Here is a 17,701-nt window from a genome sequence, read left to right on the forward strand (position 1 = left end):
CGATCTTGGCCATTTCCGGCAGTTGCCGCAATAGGCCACATCAACCACCTTGTCCCCAAAATTCACCGACAGTTAGAAAGCGGGGTGTGCAACAGAGAATCGCCCTTCTGGGCGCCGTGCTACTGGCCGTCACAACGGCGGCCGTACCGGCTCAGGCGGCACCCACTCCGCCCCCCGCCCAGGTAGAGCCCGCGAAGACGATCACCCTCATCACCGGGGACAAGGTCACCCTCCGCGCGCTTGCCGACAAGCAGACCCAGCTCGACATCGCTCCCGGCCCCGGCCGGGAGAAGATCGACTTCGTGCACCGCCGGTCCACCGACGGGCTCAGCATCGTGCCCGCGGACGCGATGCCCCTCCTGGCGGCGGGCACGCTGGACCCCCGGCTGTTCAACGTCACCCGGCTGGCCGAGCTCGGCTACGACGACGCCGCCAGCCCGCAGCTCCCGCTCATCGTGACGTACCCGGAGCAGGCCGATGCCGGCACGCTCCGCGCCGCCGGCGGGCGCCCGCTGCCCGCGATCAACGGCGTGGCCAGGAGCGAGCCCCGTACCGGCGCGCTGTGGAAGACGCTGACCGCGCAGGCGAGGACGGCGGCCGCGCCGGCCAAGATCTGGCTGGACGGCAAGGCCAAGGTGTCGCTCGACGTGAGCGTCCCGCACATCGGCGCGCCCACAGCGTGGGCGGCCGGCCACACCGGCAAGGACGTCCCCGTCGCGGTCCTCGACACCGGCTACGACCCCGGACACCCGGACCTCCAGGGTCTGGTCGTCAAGGCCCAGAACTTCACCGCCGAGCCGGACACGGCCGACCTCCACGGCCACGGCACCCACGTCGCCGCCACGATCGCCGGCTCCGGTGCCGCCTCGGGCGGCAAGAACAAGGGCGTGGCCCCCAGCGCCAAGCTGATGGTCGGCAAGATCTGCGACCAGGGCGGGTTCTGCACCGACTCCGCCATCATCGAGGGCATGACGTGGGCGGCGGAGAACGGCGCCCGCGTCGCCAACCTCAGCCTCGGCGGCCCCGACGCGCCCGGCACCGACCCGCTGGAGCAGGCCGTCGACAGCCTCACCGAGCAGTACGGCACGCTGTTCGTGATCGCCGCGGGCAACGACGGGCCCCAGAACCTGGGCTCCCCGGGTGCGGCCGACCGCGCGCTGACGGTCGGCGCCTCCAACCGCGACGCGGACTCGGTCGCGAACTTCAGCAGCACCGGCCCGCGCGCCGGCGACGCCGCCGTCAAGCCCGACCTGGTCGCCCCGGGCGTCGGCATCGTCGCCGCCAGGGCCGCCGGCACCTGGGCCGGGATCCCGGTCGACGACTCCTACACGGCGATGAGCGGCACGTCCATGGCCACCCCGCACGTGGCGGGGGCGGCGGCGATCGTCGCCGGCCTGCACCCCGACTGGAAGGCCGACCGCATCAAGGCGGCTCTCATGGCCTCCACCGCCCCCGGTGCCGAGCTGGGCGCCTACGTCCAGGGCTCCGGCCGGGTGGACGTCGCCCGGGCCGTCACCCAGCAGGTCACCGCCGAGCCCGCCTCGCTCTCCATGGGAGAGGTCGAGCTGCCCGACAACGAGCCCAAGGAGCGCACGCTCACCTACCGCAACGACGGCGACGCCGCCGTCCGGCTGGAGCTGGAGGTGACGGCCAAGGACGCCCACGGCGAGCCGGCGACGCCGTTCACCGTCGGCGCCACCTCGGTCGAGGTGCCCGCCCACGGCACCGCGCAGGTCACGGTGACCGCCCGGCCGGGGGCGACCGGCATGTACAGCGGCACGGTCGTGGCCAAGGGCGGCGACGTCACCGTACGCACCGGCATCGGCATGCGCGTCCAGCCGGAGAGGCACGGCCTCAAGCTCGCCTTCACCGGCTCGGACGGGCAGCCCACCAAGCTCGCCTTCGCCGGCCTGATCGACCTCGACACCAAGGAACAGACCAACTACGACGTCGCCGGCGGCACCCTGGACCTGCGGCTGGAGAAGGGCCACCGGTACACGGTCGTCATCCTGATGGAGGACCACGACGGCACGCTGGTGATGGCGGCCGAGCCGGAGTTCACCCTCGACGCCGACCGCACCGTCACCGCCGACGCCCGCCGCGCCAAGCCGGTGGACGTGCGTACGGAGGAGCCGACCGCGCGGCTGGCCATCGGCATGCTGGGCATGCTGCAGCTGATCGAGGGGAAGCAGCCCCTCGGCGTGGACGTCGACCTGAACTCCATGTGGGGCGCCGACCGCGTCGAAGGCATCAAGGCCATCCCGACGACCCGGACGGCCAGCAAGAACTTCGCCTACTACCGCTGGACCCAGTGGGCCAAGCCGAACGGCGAGGGCCGCTTTGACGCCAGCCCGTACTTCTACCACCTGATGAAGGCCGAGCCGGGCATCCCCGCCGACCCCGGTTACCGGCCGAGCCGCCGCGACCTGGCCGAGGTCACCTCCACGTACGCCGCCCAGCAGGACGGCAAGCTCGGCGAGCACATGGCGCTGCCCGTGCTGTACGGGAAGGAGCTGGCCTGGATGCCGTACAGCCACGTGTCCCGCTTCCCGCTCCCGTTCCACCGGACCGAGTACTACTCGCCGGGTGACACCGGCTGGTACCCGTCCTTCGTCCAGTACAGGGACCCGCCGGAGGGGCTCAACGACCTCGACCAGTTCTTCTTCGGCCAGACCACCACCTACCGCGCCGGCCAGAAGACCACCGACCGCTGGAACAACGGCGTCTTCGGGGCCGGGCTCAACCCCGACAGCGACTACAGCTGGCGGGAGGAGAACATGCTGCAGTTCGCGGTGGGCATGTTCGAGGACCCGACGCTCGACCGGCACTCCGTCGGCGACTACTTCGCACCGCAGGCCAAGCTCTACCGCGACGGCAAGGAGATCCACTCCGCCGAGTTCCTGCCCGGCTGGGTCGACGTGCCGGCCGAGCAGAAGGAGAGCGACTACCGGCTCACGATGACCGCCGACCGCGCGCCGACCCTGACCAAGTTCTCCACGCGGGTCAGCGCTGAGTGGCGGTTCCGGTCGAAGACCCCCGAGCCGGGCACCCGGCCGGCGCTGCCGCTGCTGACCGTCAAGGCCAGTCCGGAGCTCGACGACCGCAACCGGGCGGCCGCGGGCCACGCGCGCATCCCGCTCCGCGTCCAGCGCCAGGACGGCTCGCCCGACCTGAAGCTGCGCACGCTCAGCATGGACATCTCCTACGACGACGGCCGCACCTGGCTGCCCACGCTGGTGCACCCGTCGGCCAAGGGCGGCTGGTCCGCCGACACCTGGCACCCGGCCGGGGCGCGCGGGAAGTTCGCCTCGCTGCGGATCAAGGCCGTCGACACCGGCGGCAACGCCTTCGCCCAGACCGTCATCAGGGCGTACGAGATCGCCTGACGCAATCAGGCCTGACGCGACCAGGCCCGCAACGCAAGCCTGCAACCAGGAAGGCCCCGCCACGGCGGGGCCTTCCGTCCGCGGATCCCGGAGGACGTCAGCGGACGCGTTCGAGCACGACGACCGGGATCTCCCGGTCGGTCTTCCGCTGGTATTCGTCGTAGTCGGGCCAGGTCGCCGCCATCACCCGCCACATCTCCGGCTTCTCCTCCGGGCCGGCGGTGCGGGCACGGGCCTTGAACTTGTCGCCCTTCACCTGCACCTCGACGTCGGGCGCGGCCTGAAGGTTCTTGTACCACTGCGGGTGGTCCGGATCGCCGCCCTTGGACGCCACCACGAGGTAGTCGTCGCCGAAGCGCTGGTAGATGAGGGGCGTCGTGAAGGGCCGGCCGGACTTGCGGCCCTTCGTGGTCAGGAGCAGGACGACGGTGTTGTTCCAGTCGTGTCCTTCGGCGCCGTCGGTCTCCTGGTAACGCCGGACATGTTCCTTGCCATAGAGCATGCCCGTCTGACTACCCAGCGGCGGCGTGACCTCACCGTTACTCGACGGGGTCTGTACGAGAAGTTAACACGGCTGGCACACTGCATTTGTGTAAGCGCTTACAGCAGGCAAGGATGAAAGCGCTTACACGAAGGGAAGACACAGGCTCATGGACGTGACCATCTACGAAGTGGCCAAGCGGGCGGGCGTGTCGATCGCGACCGTGTCCAGAGCCCTGCGCGGCACCGGCCCCGTGGCCGCCAGGACGCGGGAGAAGGTGCTCCAGGCCGTCGAGGAGCTCAACTTCACGCCCAGCCGCCTGGGAGTCAGCCTCGCCGAGGGCCGCCACGCCGCCAACGGCATCGTCTTCCCCGACCTCGCGGGTCCCTACTACACGGAGGTCCTGCTCGGCTACGAGGAGGTCGCCTCGGAGCTGGGCCGGTCGGTGGTCATCCTGTCCACGAAGGGCCGCACCCGGGTCAACGACCTGGTCAAGGACCTGGCCGGGCGGGTCGACGGCATGCTGATCTTCGGTCACACCGTGCCCGATCCGCTGGTCGCCGAGCTGGTACGGCTGGGCGTGCGGCTGGTGTTCATCTCCCGCGACCCGTTGCCCGGCGCCGACACCCTGCGCAGCGAGAACGCCGGCTCCGCGCACGCGCTCGCCCGCCACCTGACCGGCCACGGCTACGAGCGATTCGCCTTCCTCGGAGCGCCGCTGACCAGCCGGGACGACGTGGACGAGCGCTGGCAGGGCGTCCGGGCCGCGCTCGGCGGCGCCATCGACGCCGTGGACACCCGCCACTACACCGTGGAGTGCGGCTTCGAGGCCGCCGTCAGGCTGCTCAAGAGCAGGGGCAGGCCGCGGGCCATCGTCTGCTCCGACGACGAGGTGGCGCTGGGGGCGCTGCTCGCCGCCGAGGAGCTGGGCCTCGACGTGCCCGGCGACGTGGCCGTCACCGGCTGGGACGACATCATGGCCGCCCGGCACGCGCGGCCGGCGCTGACCACCGTACGTCAGCCGATGCGCGAGCTCGGCGCCCGCGCCGCCCGCGCCCTCGACGAGCTGATCACGGGGGTCCGCGACACCCCGAGCAACCTCATCCTGCCCACCGAGCTGGTCATCCGCTCCAGCTGCGGTCACCACCCCCAGGAGGCACGAACATGAACACCACCACCCGGCGCGCCGCCGTGGGCGTGCTGGCTCTCGCGATCCTGGCCGCGGGCTGCGGCCGCAGCGCGGAGCGGGCGCCCGAGCAGGCGCAGGACGTCACGACCGGCAAGATCACGGGGGAGGTCACGGTCTGGGCGATGGGGGAGGAGGGCAAGGCGCTCGGCGCGTTCGTCAAGGACTTCGAGAGCGCCAACCCCGGAGTGAAGGTCAACGTGACGGCCATCGGCTGGGACGTGGCGCACGACAAGATCACCGCGGCCATCGCGGGCGGCGCCACCCCCGATGTGAGCATGATCGGCTCCACCTGGTCGGGAGAGCTGGCCAAGACCGGCGCGCTGGAGCCGACGCCGGGCAACCTGGTCGACAAGGCGGCGTTCTTCCCCGGCGCCTGGCAGACCGTGGACGTCAACGGCACCGCGTACGGCGTCCCCTGGTACGTCGAGACCCGCGTCCTCTACTACCGCACCGACCTGGCCAGGAAGGCGGGGGTCGAGCCGCCGGGGACCTGGCAGGAGTTCACCGCGTTCGCCAAGGCGCTCAAGGAGAAGGGCGGCGCCGCGGACGGCTTCAACCAGAGCTACACTCTCGGCGCCTCCTGGCAGGAGGTGCTGCCGCTGATCTGGCAGGCCGGCGGCGAGATCGTCAAGGACGGGAAGTACACCTTCGACACCCCCGAGGCGGTGACCGCGCTCAAGCAGTACGAGTCGCTGTTCCGGCAGAAGCTGGCCCCCACCGACACCCCCGCCAACGCCTTCCCGCAGACGTTCATCAAGGGCCGGGTCGGCGGCTTCTTCTCCGGCCCGTGGATGATCGGCGTGCTCAACAACGACGGCGGCCCCGGCTTCGCGGACAAGTTCGACGTCGCCCCCTACCCGAAGGGGCCGGTGTCGGCGACGAGCTTCGTCGGCGGGGCCGACATGGCGGTGTTCAAGAAGGCGAAGAACCGCGACGCGGCCTGGAAGTTCATCCAGTGGCTGAGCGAGCCGCAGGTGCAGGCCAAGTGGTACACCACGGTCAAGGCCCTGCCGGCCGTGCAGTCGGCCTGGCAGCAGCCCGAGCTGACCGCGGACAAGCAGCTCGCGGTCTTCGGCGAGCAGCTCAAGGACGCCAAGACGCCGCCGCCGTTCCCCACCTGGGAGCAGGTGGCCCGGGTCCTGGAGGCCGAGCTGGAGAAGCTGGCCCGCGGCCGGTCCACGCCCGAGCAGACGGCCAAGGCGATCCAGTCGCAGGCCGACACGATCGGGACCGGCCTGTAGCGCCATGACGGTCCTCACGAGGCAGGCACCGGCCGCCCCGCCCCCGGTGAAGGTCAGGAGCGCGTTACGCCGGTCGGGCATCGGCTGGGTCTTCATCCTGCCGTTCGTGGTGCTGTTCGCGGTGTTCTACCTGGGGCCGCTGCTCGTCGGCATCGGGATGAGCTTCACCGACATGCGCAGCACCGACGTGGCCGACCCGCTGGCCGTCAACGTGGTCGGGATCGACAACTACCTGCGGCTCATGAACGACGGCGCCATGCGCAGGGCGGCGGTCAACACCGTCGTGTTCGTGGTCACGGCGCTGCCGCTGACCATCGGGCTCGGGCTGGCCGCCGCCGTGCTGCTCAACTCCGGCATCGCCCGCCTGCCCGCCGCCTTCTTCCGGCTCGGCTACTACCTGCCCAACATCACCAGCATCATCGGCATCGCCGTGGCCTGGAAGTTCCTGCTGGAGCCGGAGGCCGGGCTGGTCAACCGGCTGCTGGAGCTGGTCGGCATCCAGGGGCACAACTGGCTGGAGAGCGAGAGCACCGCGCTGCCGGCGATCATCGTGATGACGGCCTGGCGCAGCTTCGGCTTCGACATGGTCGTGCTGCTGGCCGCGCTGCAGAGCATCCCGAGGGAGCTGTACGAGGCGGCGGAGGTGGACGGCGCCGGCCGCTGGGCCAAGTTCCACTCGGTCACCGTGCCCTCGCTCCGCCCGGTCCTGCTGTTCTGCACGGTCTACAGCTCGGTGGGCTTCATGCAGTTCCTGGAGGAGCCGCTGGTCATGACCAGGGGCGGGCCGCTCGACGCCACGCTGTCGGCCTCCCTGGCCATCTTCAACCACTTCGGGGTCGGCAACTACGGCTACGCCGGGGCCGCCTCGACCGTGCTGTTCACCGTGATCGTGGCGCTCGCCGTACTGCAGCTCAGGCTGGGGAGGAACAGGTGAGAAGGACCCGCCGCCAGCGCGCGGTGATCTACCTCGGGCTCTCCCTGGGGCTGGCCCTGGTCGCCGGGCCGTTCCTGTGGACGGCGCTCAGCTCGCTCAAGCCGGAGCGGGAGATCAGGCGCGACCCGCCGACGTTCTGGCCGGAGACGTGGACGCCGGCCAACTTCACCGAGCTGTTCGAGCGGGTCAGCCTCGGCACCGCGTTCGCCAACAGCCTGATCATCGCGCTCGTCCTGGTCGCCACCAACCTGCTGTTCTGCTCGATGGTCGGATACGCCTTCGCCAAGCTCTCCTTCCGCGGCAAGAACCTGGCCTTCGGCCTGGTGCTGGTGCAGCTCGCGATCCCGGCGATCGTGCTCGTGGTGCCGCAGTTCGTGCTGATCGCGAAGCTCGGCATGGTCAACACCTTCATCGGGATCATCCTGCCGACCGTGGTGACGCCGCTGGGCGTGTTCATGATGCGGCAGTTCATCTCCGACCTTCCCGACGAGCTGATCGACGCGGCCAGGGTCGACGGCGCCAGGGAGTTCCGGATCTTCTTCACGGTCGTCCTGCCGCTGTGCGGGCCGCCGCTGGCCACGCTGGGGCTGATCACGTTCCTCGGCGCGTGGAACAACTTCCTCTGGCCGGCCGTGGTCGCCCAGAGCGAGGACATGTACACCCTCCCGGTCGCGCTGAACATCCTCAACGGCTTCGAGGGCACCCACTACAACCTGCTGGTCGCCGGATCGGTCGTGGTGATCGCGCCGATCCTGTTCCTGTTCGTCTTCCTGCAGCGCTTCTTCATCCAGGGCATCGCCACCACCGGCCTCAAGTAGAGGAGCACCTCCATGCGCAAGACGGTCCTGCTCGTGACGTCCTTAGCCGTGTCCGTCGCCGCGGCGCCGGCCCTGCCCGCGAACGCCGACAGCACGCTCCACCGCTACGCCAAGGACACCTGGAGATCGATGGCCGCCATGGTGGAGCCGGCCACCGGCCTGCCCGCCGACAAGGTGACCGGCGACCTCAGGACGCGGGCCAAGGTCACCTCGCCCACCAACATCGGCACGTACCTGTGGAGCACGCTCGTCGCCCGCGACCTGCGCCTGATCAGCGGCCGGGACGCCACCGACCGGGTCGGCAGGGTGCTCGGGGCGCTGGAGCGGATGGAGCGCGACACCCCCACCGGCCAGTACTACAACTGGTACGACCCCGCCACCCTCCAGCTCGTCCACACCTTCCCCGACTCCGGCGACCCGGTGCGGCTGTTCGCCTCCAGCGTGGACAACGGCTGGCTGGCCACCGCGCTCATGATGGTCCGCAACGCCGTGCCCGCCCACGCCCGGGCCGCCGATCGCCTCGTGACCTCGATGGACTTCACGTCGTACTACGACCCCGCCGCCCGCCCCGACGCCGGCACCGGCCTGCTGCGCGGCGGCTTCTGGCCGGAGCGGCCGCCGGACGGCTGTTTCGTCGAGAGCGACTACGCCGGCACCGGCACGACCGTCTACTCGACCTGCCACCACTACGGCGCCCCCGCCGAGACCCGCATCGGCCAGTACGTGGGCATCGCGCTCGGCCAGCTCCCGCGCGAGAGCTACTTCGGCCCCTACCGCACCTTCCCGGACAACGCCTGCGACTTCGGCTGGCAGGAGCAGAAGCCGGTCGGGTCCTGGAAGCGGTACCTGGGCGTCAACGTCTGGGAGGGCACGTACGAGTACCGCGGCATGCGGTACGTCCCCAACTGGGGCGGCTCCATGTTCGAGGCCCTCATGCCCGACCTGGTGGTGCCCGAGGCCAAGTGGGCGCCCCGGAGCTGGGGCCGCAACCACCCGGTGTTCGTCCGGGCCCAGATCGAGCACGGCCTGAAGGAGGCCAGGTACGGCTACTGGGGCTTCTCGCCGTCCAACGACCCGCACGGCGGCTACCGCGTCTACGGCGTGGACCAGCTCGGCATGGACGAGCCCGGCTACACCTCCGACCGCGAGGAGACCCGCACCGACCCCGGCTACGAGGGCTGCCGCCCCGCCCAGCCGGCGCCCGAGACGTTCGGGGACGGCATCGTGACGCCGCACGCGAGCTTCCTGGCGCTGCCGTACGCGAAGGCCGCGGCGCTGGACAACCTGGCCCGGCTGCGCCGCGACTTCGACGCCTACGGCCCCGGCGGCTTCTACGACGCGATCGCGGTGCGCTCCGGGGTCGTGTCCAAGTGGTACCTGGCACTCGACCAGGGCATGGCCATGGCGGCCCTGGGCAACCTGCTCACGGGCGGCAACCTGCACCGGTACTTCGCCGGCTCCGGCGTGGAGGCCACGCTGCGGCCGGTGATGCAGCTAGAGGAATGGGACGTGCGATGAAACGGGGAAGCTCTTGATGGACCCTTCGACGGTCACCCCCTCGACCAGGCCCGCGCTGGAGGCCCCGTCCGGTCTCCGCGCGGTCCCGGGGGCCGGCCATGTGACGCTGACCTGGGATCCCGTGCCCGGCGCCATCGGTTACCTGGTGCACCGGGACGGGGTGCCCGCCGTGCTCCCGGACGTGGACGTGCCCGCCGTGCCCGCCTGCCGGTTCGTGGACACCGGGCACGGGGCGGCGGCGTACACCGTGGCCGCCGTCGCCGCCATGGACGCGACGGGCCCCTTCTCCCCGGCCGTCGAGGCGGCCCCCCTGCCCGCCGCGGCGGCCACGGTGTCGCTACGGGTGGACGCGCGGCGGGTGACCCGGGACCTGCCGCGGCCGTGGGCGTACATGGTGGGGTCCGAACACCTGTCACACCTGCTCAGCACCGACGAGACCGGTGGCCGCCCGATCGGCGAGGAGCTCGCGCGGGCGCTGCGGACGGTGCACGAGGAGCTCGGCGTCCGCACGGTCAGGGCGCACGCCATCCTCGGCGACGACCTCGGCGTGTACAAGGACGGCGCCTACGACTTCTCCGGCGTGGACGCGGTCTACGACCGGGTCGTCTCGCTCGGCCTGCGGCCCATCGTGGAGCTCGGCTACATGCCCCGCGACCTGGCCTCCGACCCGTCCGAGACCGTCTTCCAGTACGAGGCCGTCATCTCGCCGCCCAAGGACTTCGAGGCGTGGAGCGACCTGGTCAGGGCGCTGGTCGAGCACCTGGCGGACCGGTACGGCGTGCACGAGCTGATCGAGCACTGGGCCTTCGAGGTCTGGAACGAGCCGAACCTGGCGGTGTTCTGGTCCGGCACGCGGGAGGAGTACTTCCTGCTCTACGACGTCACCGCCGCCGCCGTGAAGAACGTGCACCCGGACCTGCGCGTCGGCGGGCCCTCCTCGGCCGCCAACGGCTGGGTGGAGGAGCTGCTCGCCCACGTCGCGGAGTCGGGCGCGGCGCTCGACTTCGTCTCCACCCACACGTACGGGAACGCGCCGCTCGACTGGCGGCCCACCCTGGCCAGGTACGGGCGGGACGTACCGATCTGGTGGACCGAGTGGGGTCCCACGCCGACCCACTTCCACGGCATCGGCGACGGCCCGTTCGGGGCGGCGTTCGTGCTGCACGGCATGAAGTCGGCGGCCGGCCGGATCGCGGCGCTGTCGCACTGGGTGGCCTCGGACCACTTCGAGGAGCTGGGCCAGCCGCCCCGGCTGTTCCACGGCGGGTTCGGGCTGCTGACCGTCGGCAACCTGCGCAAGCCCCGCTTCCACGCCCTCAGCCTGGCCAACCGGCTGGGCGACGCCGAGCTGGCGGCCGAGCTCGCCGGGGACGTGGCCGGCGTCGAGGCGTGGGCGGCGCGGCACGACGACGGCCGGGTCGGCGTGCTCGTCTGGAACGGCACCCTCAACGGCGCCCAGGCGGAGGGCGCCCCCGAGCTGACCCGTACGGTGGAGCTCACCGTCGAGGGGCTGGCCGGCACGTACACGCTCACCCACCACCGCATCGACCGCGACCACACCAACGTGGAGGCGGCCTGGGAGGCGATGGGCGGCGGCGACTGGCCGGTCGGCGGGCAGTGGGACGAGCTCCGGGCGGCCGACGGCCTCGACGAGCTCACCCCGCCCGCCAGCGTCACGGGCCCGTCGCTCACCCTGGCGTTCGACCTCCCCATGCCGGGCGTGTCGTTCGTCGAGCTGACCCCCAGCTGACCCCGAGCTGATCCCGAGCTGGCCCCGAGCTGGCACTGCGGGCGGACTCGGGCCGGTGGTCCTGTACGGAGGGGCACGCCCGGTGAGAGTGTGTGCCCATGACGGATCCGGCCGTGGCGCTGGCGGCCCGCATCGAGCGGTTCGAGCGGGCCGCGGATCCCGAGCTGATCTGGGACCCCGCGGCCCTCTCAGAGGCCGAGCAGGCGATGCGGGCCTGCGCCGGGGACCGGTCCGACGCCACCACCTGGCGGCTGATCGGGATGCTGCACCTGGCCCGCTACCGGCTCGACCAGCGGACCACGCGGGACGCCGCGGTGGCGGGCGCCTTCTTCGCCGCCGTGGCCGTGGCGGACCCGGGCCGGCTGCCGGAGAAGCTGCGCGGCTCCAGGGTGCCGCCGGGCGAGTCGGCCGAGACCTGGGCCGGGCTGATCGAAGAGGTGTTCCGGCACGTGGACCCGGCCGCGTACCGGCATGTGGGGCTGCTGATCCAGGCGCTGGTCCGCCGCGCCATGGCGCACCCGACGCCGGAGGCGGCGGACCGGCTCGGGCAGTTCCTGCTGCAGGAGTCGATGCGCTCGCCCGACCCCTCCTGGGCGCCCGGCGCGCTGGGGCTGTTGGGCTCGGGTCTGGTGCGCCTGTACGGGCTGACCGGGGATCGGGACGTCATCGACGACGCGGTGCACGTGCTGCTGCGGGCGGCGCTGGGCGGGGACGGGGAGGCCGCCCCCGCCGGGGAGCTGGCCGCGGCGCTGGGGCTGGCGGCGGCCGACGACGAGGAGCTGGTCAGGGCGTACCTGGCGGCGGTCGAGACGCCGGCCGGCCGGGACCGGTCGCGGGCGCTGCAGGCGCTGGTCGACCTCACCGGGGCGCGGGCGGCCGCCTCCTGTGCGGACGCCGACCTGCTGGCGTTCATCAGGGTGGGGCAGTGCGCGCTGGACTTCTGGCACGAGCAGTGGGCGCATCCGGGGGTGCTGGCGCCGTACGCGGCGGGGCTGATCGAGTGGTACGTCGTCACGGGGAACGAGCGCTCGCTCGAAGCCGGCGTGGAGATGCTGGAGGCCCTGCACGTCACACCCGACGAGACGGCCCCGGGGCTCGGGACCGATCCCGTCGTACGGCTCCGGCTGCTGGGCGAGCGCCGCCGGCGCCGCTACGGCGTCACCGGCGACCCGGCCGACCTCGACGCGGCCGTGGACGTCATGCGCGACGCCGTCCGGCTCGCCCCCTCCGGTCATCCCGACCGGGCCGGGCTCCTGGCCGACCTGGCGAACGCGCTGCTGCGACGCGCCGTCGTGACGGGCGACGACCCGGCGGAGCCCGTCGCGCTCGCCCGCGCCGCCCTGACCGTCCTCGCCGACCACGACCCGGCCAGACCCGCCACCCTCCTGCTTCTCGCCCGGGCCCTCGCCCAAGCCCTCCCCACCACCCCCGTGGTGGCGAGTGAGGCCCCCGGCGCTCCTCCGCCTCTCACCGCCGCCGCGGCCGGTCACGCGGGCGTCGCCGTCGCCGACGAAGCCGTCGCCGTGCTGCGGGAGGCTCTTTCCGCCGGTGAGCGGCCGGACTTCCAGGTGTCGGCGTACGGGCTCGTCTCCGAGGTCCTGTGCTGGCGTGCCGTGCGGGTGGCGGGCGAGCGGCGGGCCGAGGACCTGCGCGAGGCGGTGCTCGCCGCGCGCCAGGGAGCGGAGCTGGCGCTGAAGGCCTCCCACGACCAGGTGCCCGCCCAGCGGGCGCTGTGCCGGGCCCTGCTGGCCCGCCACGCGGCGCAGGGCGACCCCCGCGACCTGACCGAGGCGCTGACCCTGGCCGGGGACGGCGACCCCGGCCTCCTCGCGGAGCTGAGCGCGACCCTCGACACCGTCCTGGACCCGGGTCGCACCCCCGGCCCGGGTGGCGGGCCGGGGGTGGATGAGCAGCTCGCGCTGGTCGCGACCGAGCTGGCGCTGCAGACACCGGACGAGGACGTGGCGCTCAAGCTGCTGCGTGTGGCGGAGCAGCAAGGGGCCGAGGCGCCGGGCGAGCGGGGTGAGTTCCTGCTCGGGGCGGCCGGGCGGCTGGCCGAGGCGGGCCGCGGGCGGATCGCGGGCGACGTGCTGGAACGGGCGGTACGGGCGTTCGAGGCGGCCGGGTCGCGGTCGCGGGCGGCGTACGCGCTGGCCCGCCTGGGCGGCGACCACGAGGACCAGGGGCGGCCGGAGCAGGCGCTGGCCGCGTACGCGCGCTCGGCGGCCGTCCACCACGACCTGGGCGACCCACGCTCGGAGGCGGCCCAGCTCGCCGCCATGGGCCTGGTACACCTGCGAACCGGCGACCCCGCCCGAGCCGTCGAGCACCACCTGCGCGCCATCGCCCTGTGCGAGGCGGCCGGGCTGGCCGCGGACGAGGCCGCCCACCAGGCACACACGGCCGAGGCGTACCTCGCGGCCGGCGACCCCGCCGCCGCCGTCACCTGCGCGGCCCGGGCCCGGGACCCGCACCTGGAGCTCGGACAGGCCCGGGCTGCCTCCCTGGCGCTCGTCCACGCCGCCACGGCGGCCGTCGACCAGGACGACCTCACCGCGGCCGGGGAACGCATCGCCGCCTGCGCCATCGAGCTGGAGGCCGCCGGCGCCTGGGAGGACGCCTGCCGTGCGCTCGACGCGCACGCCGTCCTCCTCGCCCGGCGCGGCCACCCGGGCCAGGCCGCCGCCTGCGAGACCCGGCTGGTGGAGATCGTGCGGCGCCGCGGGCGCCGGCGCGAGCCGGCCGACGAGTGGTACCGCATCGCGCAGCGCCGCCGCGGCCACGGCGACACCGGCGGGGCCCGGATCGCCTTCGAGCTGGCCAGGCGCGAGTACGAGGCCCTCGGCCACCGCGACGGCGCCGCGTCCGTGGGGTACAACCTGGGCGCCCTCGCGTACGCGGAGGGGGATCCGGAGTGGGCGCTGGAGGAGCTGGGGGCGGCGGGGGAGACGTTCGCCGGGCTGCGGGCGCGGGCGAAGGAGGCGATGGCGCTGACCATGCGCGCCGCCTGCCTGACCGCCCTGGGCCGCGTCGACGACGCCCTGACCGACCTGGACCGGGCCCTGGAGCTGGCCGCCGGGCAGGGCGACCTGGAGGCGCTGCTGATCGCCACGCTCGGGCGCGCCGCGGTGGACGTGGAGCTGGGGGAGCTCCAGGAGGCGGAGGAACGGCTGTACTCGGCGCTCGGCCTGGCCGCCGGGGACGCGCTCAAGGAAGCCGTCGTACGCGACCGGCTGGCGGCGCTCGCGGGCCGTACCAGGGATTTGGGGGCGCGGGCGGAGGCGCTGGAGGCGGCCCTCGCGGGCTTCCGCGACGCGGGCCAGGACCGGCTGGCCGCCCTCGCCTCGATCAAGCTCGGCTTCACCCTGGAGGCACGCGGGGAGTTCCGCCGGGCCCGGGCCGCGCTGGAGGAGGGCCTCGCGGGTCTGGAGAAGGCGCCGGACCTCGGGACGGCCGGAGCGCCGTTCGAGGTGGTGGCGGCCATGGCCGGGGACCCGGACGGTACGGTCCTGGCTCGGGTGGCCGCCATCCAGCTCACGCTCGGCGACCCCACCCGAGGCCGCGCCACCCTCACCCAGGCCCTGGCGTCCCTGCGGGCCGGCGGACGGCGGAGGGACGAGGTGGAGCGGCTGGAGCGCCGGCTGCGCATGGAGGAGGCGCAGGCGGCGGGCGACCTGGAGACGGCCCGCGCCCTCGCCGAACAGGCCCTCGACCGGCCGGTGCCCGGGGAGCCGGACGACCGGTCCTACCTGCTGGCCAGGCTCTCGACGTACTGCCGCCGTCTGGGCGACCTGGCCGCAGCCTACGAGTACGCCGCCCGCGGGCACGAGTTACGCGACAGGCGCGTGATCGAGCACCTGCGCAACCTGGGCGCCGCCGCCGTCGGACTCGGCCGGGCGGAGACGGCGGTCAGGCATCTGACCAGGGCCGTCGAGCTGGCCCGCGACTCGGACTCCGCGCTCCCCGCCCAGCTCGTCCAGTCCCTCGGCCTGCTCGCCGCCGCCCTCACCGACGTGGCCCGCTGGCCAGAGGCCGCCCAGGCGTACGAGGAGGGGCTCGCCCTGGTCGAGGCCCCCGTCTGGCGGGCGCTGCGAGCCCCTTTGCTGGCCGGTCGCGCCGCCCTCCACCTCAAGCTGGGGGAGCTGGACGCGGCCGGATCCCGCTACCGGGAGGCCATCGCGATCGGCGAGGAGCTGGGCCGCCGCGAGGACCTCGCCGCCGCCTACGCCGACCTGGGGCTGGTCCACGAGCTGCGCGGCGAGCCCGCCGAGGCCAGGCGGTTCGTGGAGCGGGCCCTCGACCTGGAACGCTCGCACGGCCGGGGCCGCGGCACGGTGCCGGCCCTGATCGCGCTCGCCGGCCTGGAGCGATCGGCCCTGGCGACGCCCGCCCAGGCCCGGCTGGAGGAGGCGCTCGCCCTGGCGCGGGAGCTCGGCTTCCGGGCGGGGGAGGCCGTGGCGCTGAGCCGCCTCGGCGCCCTCGACCTCGCCACCGCCTCCTACGCCCGCGCCCGGCGGCGGCTGACGGCGGCCATCGACCTGCTCGCCGGCCTCGGGCACGACCTGGAGCTCGCCACCGCCTGCCACCACCGGTCGATCGTCGCGGAGGAACTGGGCGACCTGCCCGGCGCGCTCGCCGACGCCGAGCGCGCCTGCGCCCTGGGCCAGGAGTCCGCCCGCGACCGGGCGGTCAGGCTCGCCGTACGCCTGGGCCTGGGGATGACCGCCTGGACGCACGCCGAACACGCCAAGCTCGACGCCTTGACCGCCCAGCTCGGCCACCGGCCCGATCCCGCGCCGCACGGCGTGCCCGCCGACCTCCTGGAGGCCGAGCAGCGCGGCCTCGACGCCGTACGGACCCTCAGGTCGGCCGCCCGCAACACCCGCGACCCGGAGCGGGCCGCCCGGCTCCTCCAGCGCGCCCGCACCGCCCGGGCCGAGCTGGAGGAGCTGTGGCGGCGCATGGAACCCCCGGCCCCCGACCACGTCGCCACGCGCCTGGCCACCCCGCCCACCAGGGCACAGCTCGACGCCCTCGTCGGCGTCCCCGAGACCGGCGGAGGGGCGGTCGCGCTGCTGGGGTTCCACGTCTGCGCCGGTGAGGGGGAACTCGGCGGCGGCGGCACTCCCGGCGGTGGCGAGGCGGAGGACGGCACTTCCGGTGGTGGCGAGGGGAGCGTGGTCGTGCTCGCGCACCGTACCGGCTGGCCCGAGCCGCGCGCCTTCCTCACCACCGTGGACCGCGCCCTCCTGACCGACTTCCTCGGCACCGCCGACGGCCGCCGGCCGGACCTGCTGGACATCGAGGCCCGCCGCCGCCGCGCCGACCTCTGGCGCCGCCTGGCCGACCGCCTGCTCTCGCCGGCCCTCCAAGCCCTCGGCGACGACGTCAGCCTGCTCCACCTGTTCCCGCACGCCGAGCTCCACCGCGTCCCGCTCCACGCCCTCTCCCCGGGCGGACGCCCGCTGCTCGAACGCTGCCCCGTGGCCTACGCCCCCTCCGCCGCCGTCCTGGCCCGCCTGACGCGCAGGCCCGCGGCCCGGGGACGCGGCTCCCTGGTGCTCGGCCACACCCCGGACGCCGCCGCGCGACCCGTCGTGGCGGCCGAGGCCGGCGACGTCGCCACCCTGCTCGGCACCCCGCCGCGCACGGGGGAGGACGCCACGTCGGCCCTGCTGCCCGGCTCGTGGGACGTGGTCCATCTGGCCTGCCCCGGCGTGTTCGACGACGCCGACCCGCTCGGCTCGGGGATCCGCCTCTCCGACGGCCTGCTCACCGCTCGCCGGCTCATGGGCATGAGCGTGGACGCCGGCCTCGTGCTGGTGACCGCGCACGAGCCCGGCACGCCGGAGAACGGCCCGCGGGACGGGAGCGGGGTGGCCGCCCTGGGGCACGCCCTGCTGCGCGCGGGCGCCAGATCAGCCGTGCTCGCCCTCTGGCCCGTCTCTCCCGAGATCACCCGCGCCCTCATGCGCGACCTCCACGCCAGGCTCCGCGCCGGCGACGGAGGCGGCAAGGCCCTGCTCGCGCCGCCGTGCTCGGGCTGCGCGAGCTCTACGGCTCCGCCGAGCCCGAACTCTGGGCGTCGTACGTGCTCGTGGGCCTGCCGGACGGCTCGCCCGTCCACTTCGAGCCGGGCAGCAGCGTGACCAGCACCAGATAGCCGAAGAAGCCCACGGCCAGCCCCACCGCGTAGCCCCCGAACACCTCGGGCAGCTCCAGCGTCGCCGCCACCAGGCCCCCTCCGACCGTGGCCAGCACCGCCGCCAGGTCGGCCAGCCCCGCGCTGGTCTGCCTGCGGCGCATCGTCCCGTAGGAGATCCAGCCGATCACCAGCCCGAAGCAGATCGCGCCGAGCACCGCCATACGAGGGCCTCCAACTTC

The 17,701-nt window shown here is 73.7% G+C and carries 10 protein-coding genes; 8 read left to right on the forward strand and 2 right to left on the reverse strand.

Annotated elements, in window-relative coordinates; all coding sequences use genetic code 11:
• Positions 1-86 precede the first annotated feature (86 nt).
• A complete protein-coding gene (locus tag ACTWPW_RS28775; RefSeq protein WP_443170477.1) occupies positions 87-3,386 on the forward strand; it encodes a S8 family serine peptidase in 3,300 nt (1,099 codons plus the stop codon).
• Between the two features lie 97 nt (positions 3,387-3,483).
• Here the strand turns inward: ACTWPW_RS28775 and ACTWPW_RS28780 are convergent, their stop codons facing one another.
• Positions 3,484-3,888: a nitroreductase family deazaflavin-dependent oxidoreductase gene (locus ACTWPW_RS28780; RefSeq protein WP_443170478.1), complete on the reverse strand. Its 405-nt coding sequence runs from the start codon at positions 3,886-3,888 to the stop codon at positions 3,484-3,486.
• Between the two features lie 154 nt (positions 3,889-4,042).
• Here ACTWPW_RS28780 and ACTWPW_RS28785 point away from each other — a divergent pair, with 154 nt between their 5' ends.
• From ACTWPW_RS28785 to ACTWPW_RS28815, 7 genes are all read left to right on the forward strand, one after another.
• A complete protein-coding gene (locus tag ACTWPW_RS28785; protein ID WP_375109818.1) occupies positions 4,043-5,035 on the forward strand; it encodes a LacI family DNA-binding transcriptional regulator in 993 nt (330 codons plus the stop codon).
• On the forward strand, positions 5,032-6,297 hold the full coding sequence (locus ACTWPW_RS28790) for a sugar ABC transporter substrate-binding protein (RefSeq protein ID WP_375109819.1): 1,266 nt from the start codon (positions 5,032-5,034) through the stop codon (positions 6,295-6,297). The genes ACTWPW_RS28785 and ACTWPW_RS28790 overlap by 4 nt, the downstream gene beginning before the upstream one ends.
• A gap of 4 nt (positions 6,298-6,301) precedes the next feature.
• Positions 6,302-7,231 carry a carbohydrate ABC transporter permease gene (locus tag ACTWPW_RS28795; RefSeq protein WP_443170479.1) on the forward strand — a complete coding sequence of 310 codons (930 nt, stop codon included), beginning with the start codon at positions 6,302-6,304 and terminating at the stop codon, positions 7,229-7,231.
• Entirely contained in the window at positions 7,228-8,049 is an 822-nt protein-coding gene (locus ACTWPW_RS28800; protein ID WP_375109821.1) for a carbohydrate ABC transporter permease, read from the forward strand. Before ACTWPW_RS28795 ends, ACTWPW_RS28800 begins: the two co-directional genes overlap by 4 nt.
• 12 nt (positions 8,050-8,061) lie before the next feature.
• A complete protein-coding gene (locus ACTWPW_RS28805; protein ID WP_375109822.1) occupies positions 8,062-9,567 on the forward strand; it encodes a glucoamylase family protein in 1,506 nt (501 codons plus the stop codon).
• A gap of 16 nt (positions 9,568-9,583) precedes the next feature.
• Complete coding sequence (locus ACTWPW_RS28810; protein ID WP_443170480.1) at positions 9,584-11,317, forward strand: GH39 family glycosyl hydrolase; 1,734 nt, start codon at positions 9,584-9,586, stop codon at positions 11,315-11,317.
• A 98-nt stretch (positions 11,318-11,415) separates the two neighbouring features.
• A complete protein-coding gene (locus ACTWPW_RS28815) occupies positions 11,416-17,466 on the forward strand; it encodes a CHAT domain-containing protein (RefSeq protein WP_443170481.1) in 6,051 nt (2,016 codons plus the stop codon).
• Here ACTWPW_RS28815 and ACTWPW_RS28820 read toward each other — a convergent pair.
• Positions 17,372-17,683: a hypothetical protein gene (locus tag ACTWPW_RS28820; protein ID WP_443170482.1), complete on the reverse strand. Its 312-nt coding sequence runs from the start codon at positions 17,681-17,683 to the stop codon at positions 17,372-17,374. The two genes, ACTWPW_RS28815 and ACTWPW_RS28820, sit on opposite strands and share 95 nt — an antisense overlap.
• Positions 17,684-17,701 lie beyond the last annotated feature (18 nt).

Source organism: Nonomuraea sp. KM90 (assembly GCF_052246675.1).
GTDB lineage: Bacteria > Actinomycetota > Actinomycetes > Streptosporangiales > Streptosporangiaceae > Nonomuraea.

Coding starts and splice junctions, on each gene's coding strand:
- ACTWPW_RS28780 (WP_443170478.1), bottom strand. CDS start 3,888: ATGCTCTATGGCAAGGAACATGTCCGGCGTTACCAGGAGACCGACGGC.
- ACTWPW_RS28790 (WP_375109819.1), top strand. CDS start 5,032: ATGAACACCACCACCCGGCGCGCCGCCGTGGGCGTGCTGGCTCTCGCG.
- ACTWPW_RS28795 (WP_443170479.1), top strand. CDS start 6,302: ATGACGGTCCTCACGAGGCAGGCACCGGCCGCCCCGCCCCCGGTGAAG.
- ACTWPW_RS28805 (WP_375109822.1), top strand. CDS start 8,062: ATGCGCAAGACGGTCCTGCTCGTGACGTCCTTAGCCGTGTCCGTCGCC.
- ACTWPW_RS28810 (WP_443170480.1), top strand. CDS start 9,584: ATGGACCCTTCGACGGTCACCCCCTCGACCAGGCCCGCGCTGGAGGCC.
- ACTWPW_RS28815 (WP_443170481.1), top strand. CDS start 11,416: ATGACGGATCCGGCCGTGGCGCTGGCGGCCCGCATCGAGCGGTTCGAG.
- ACTWPW_RS28820 (WP_443170482.1), bottom strand. CDS start 17,683: ATGGCGGTGCTCGGCGCGATCTGCTTCGGGCTGGTGATCGGCTGGATC.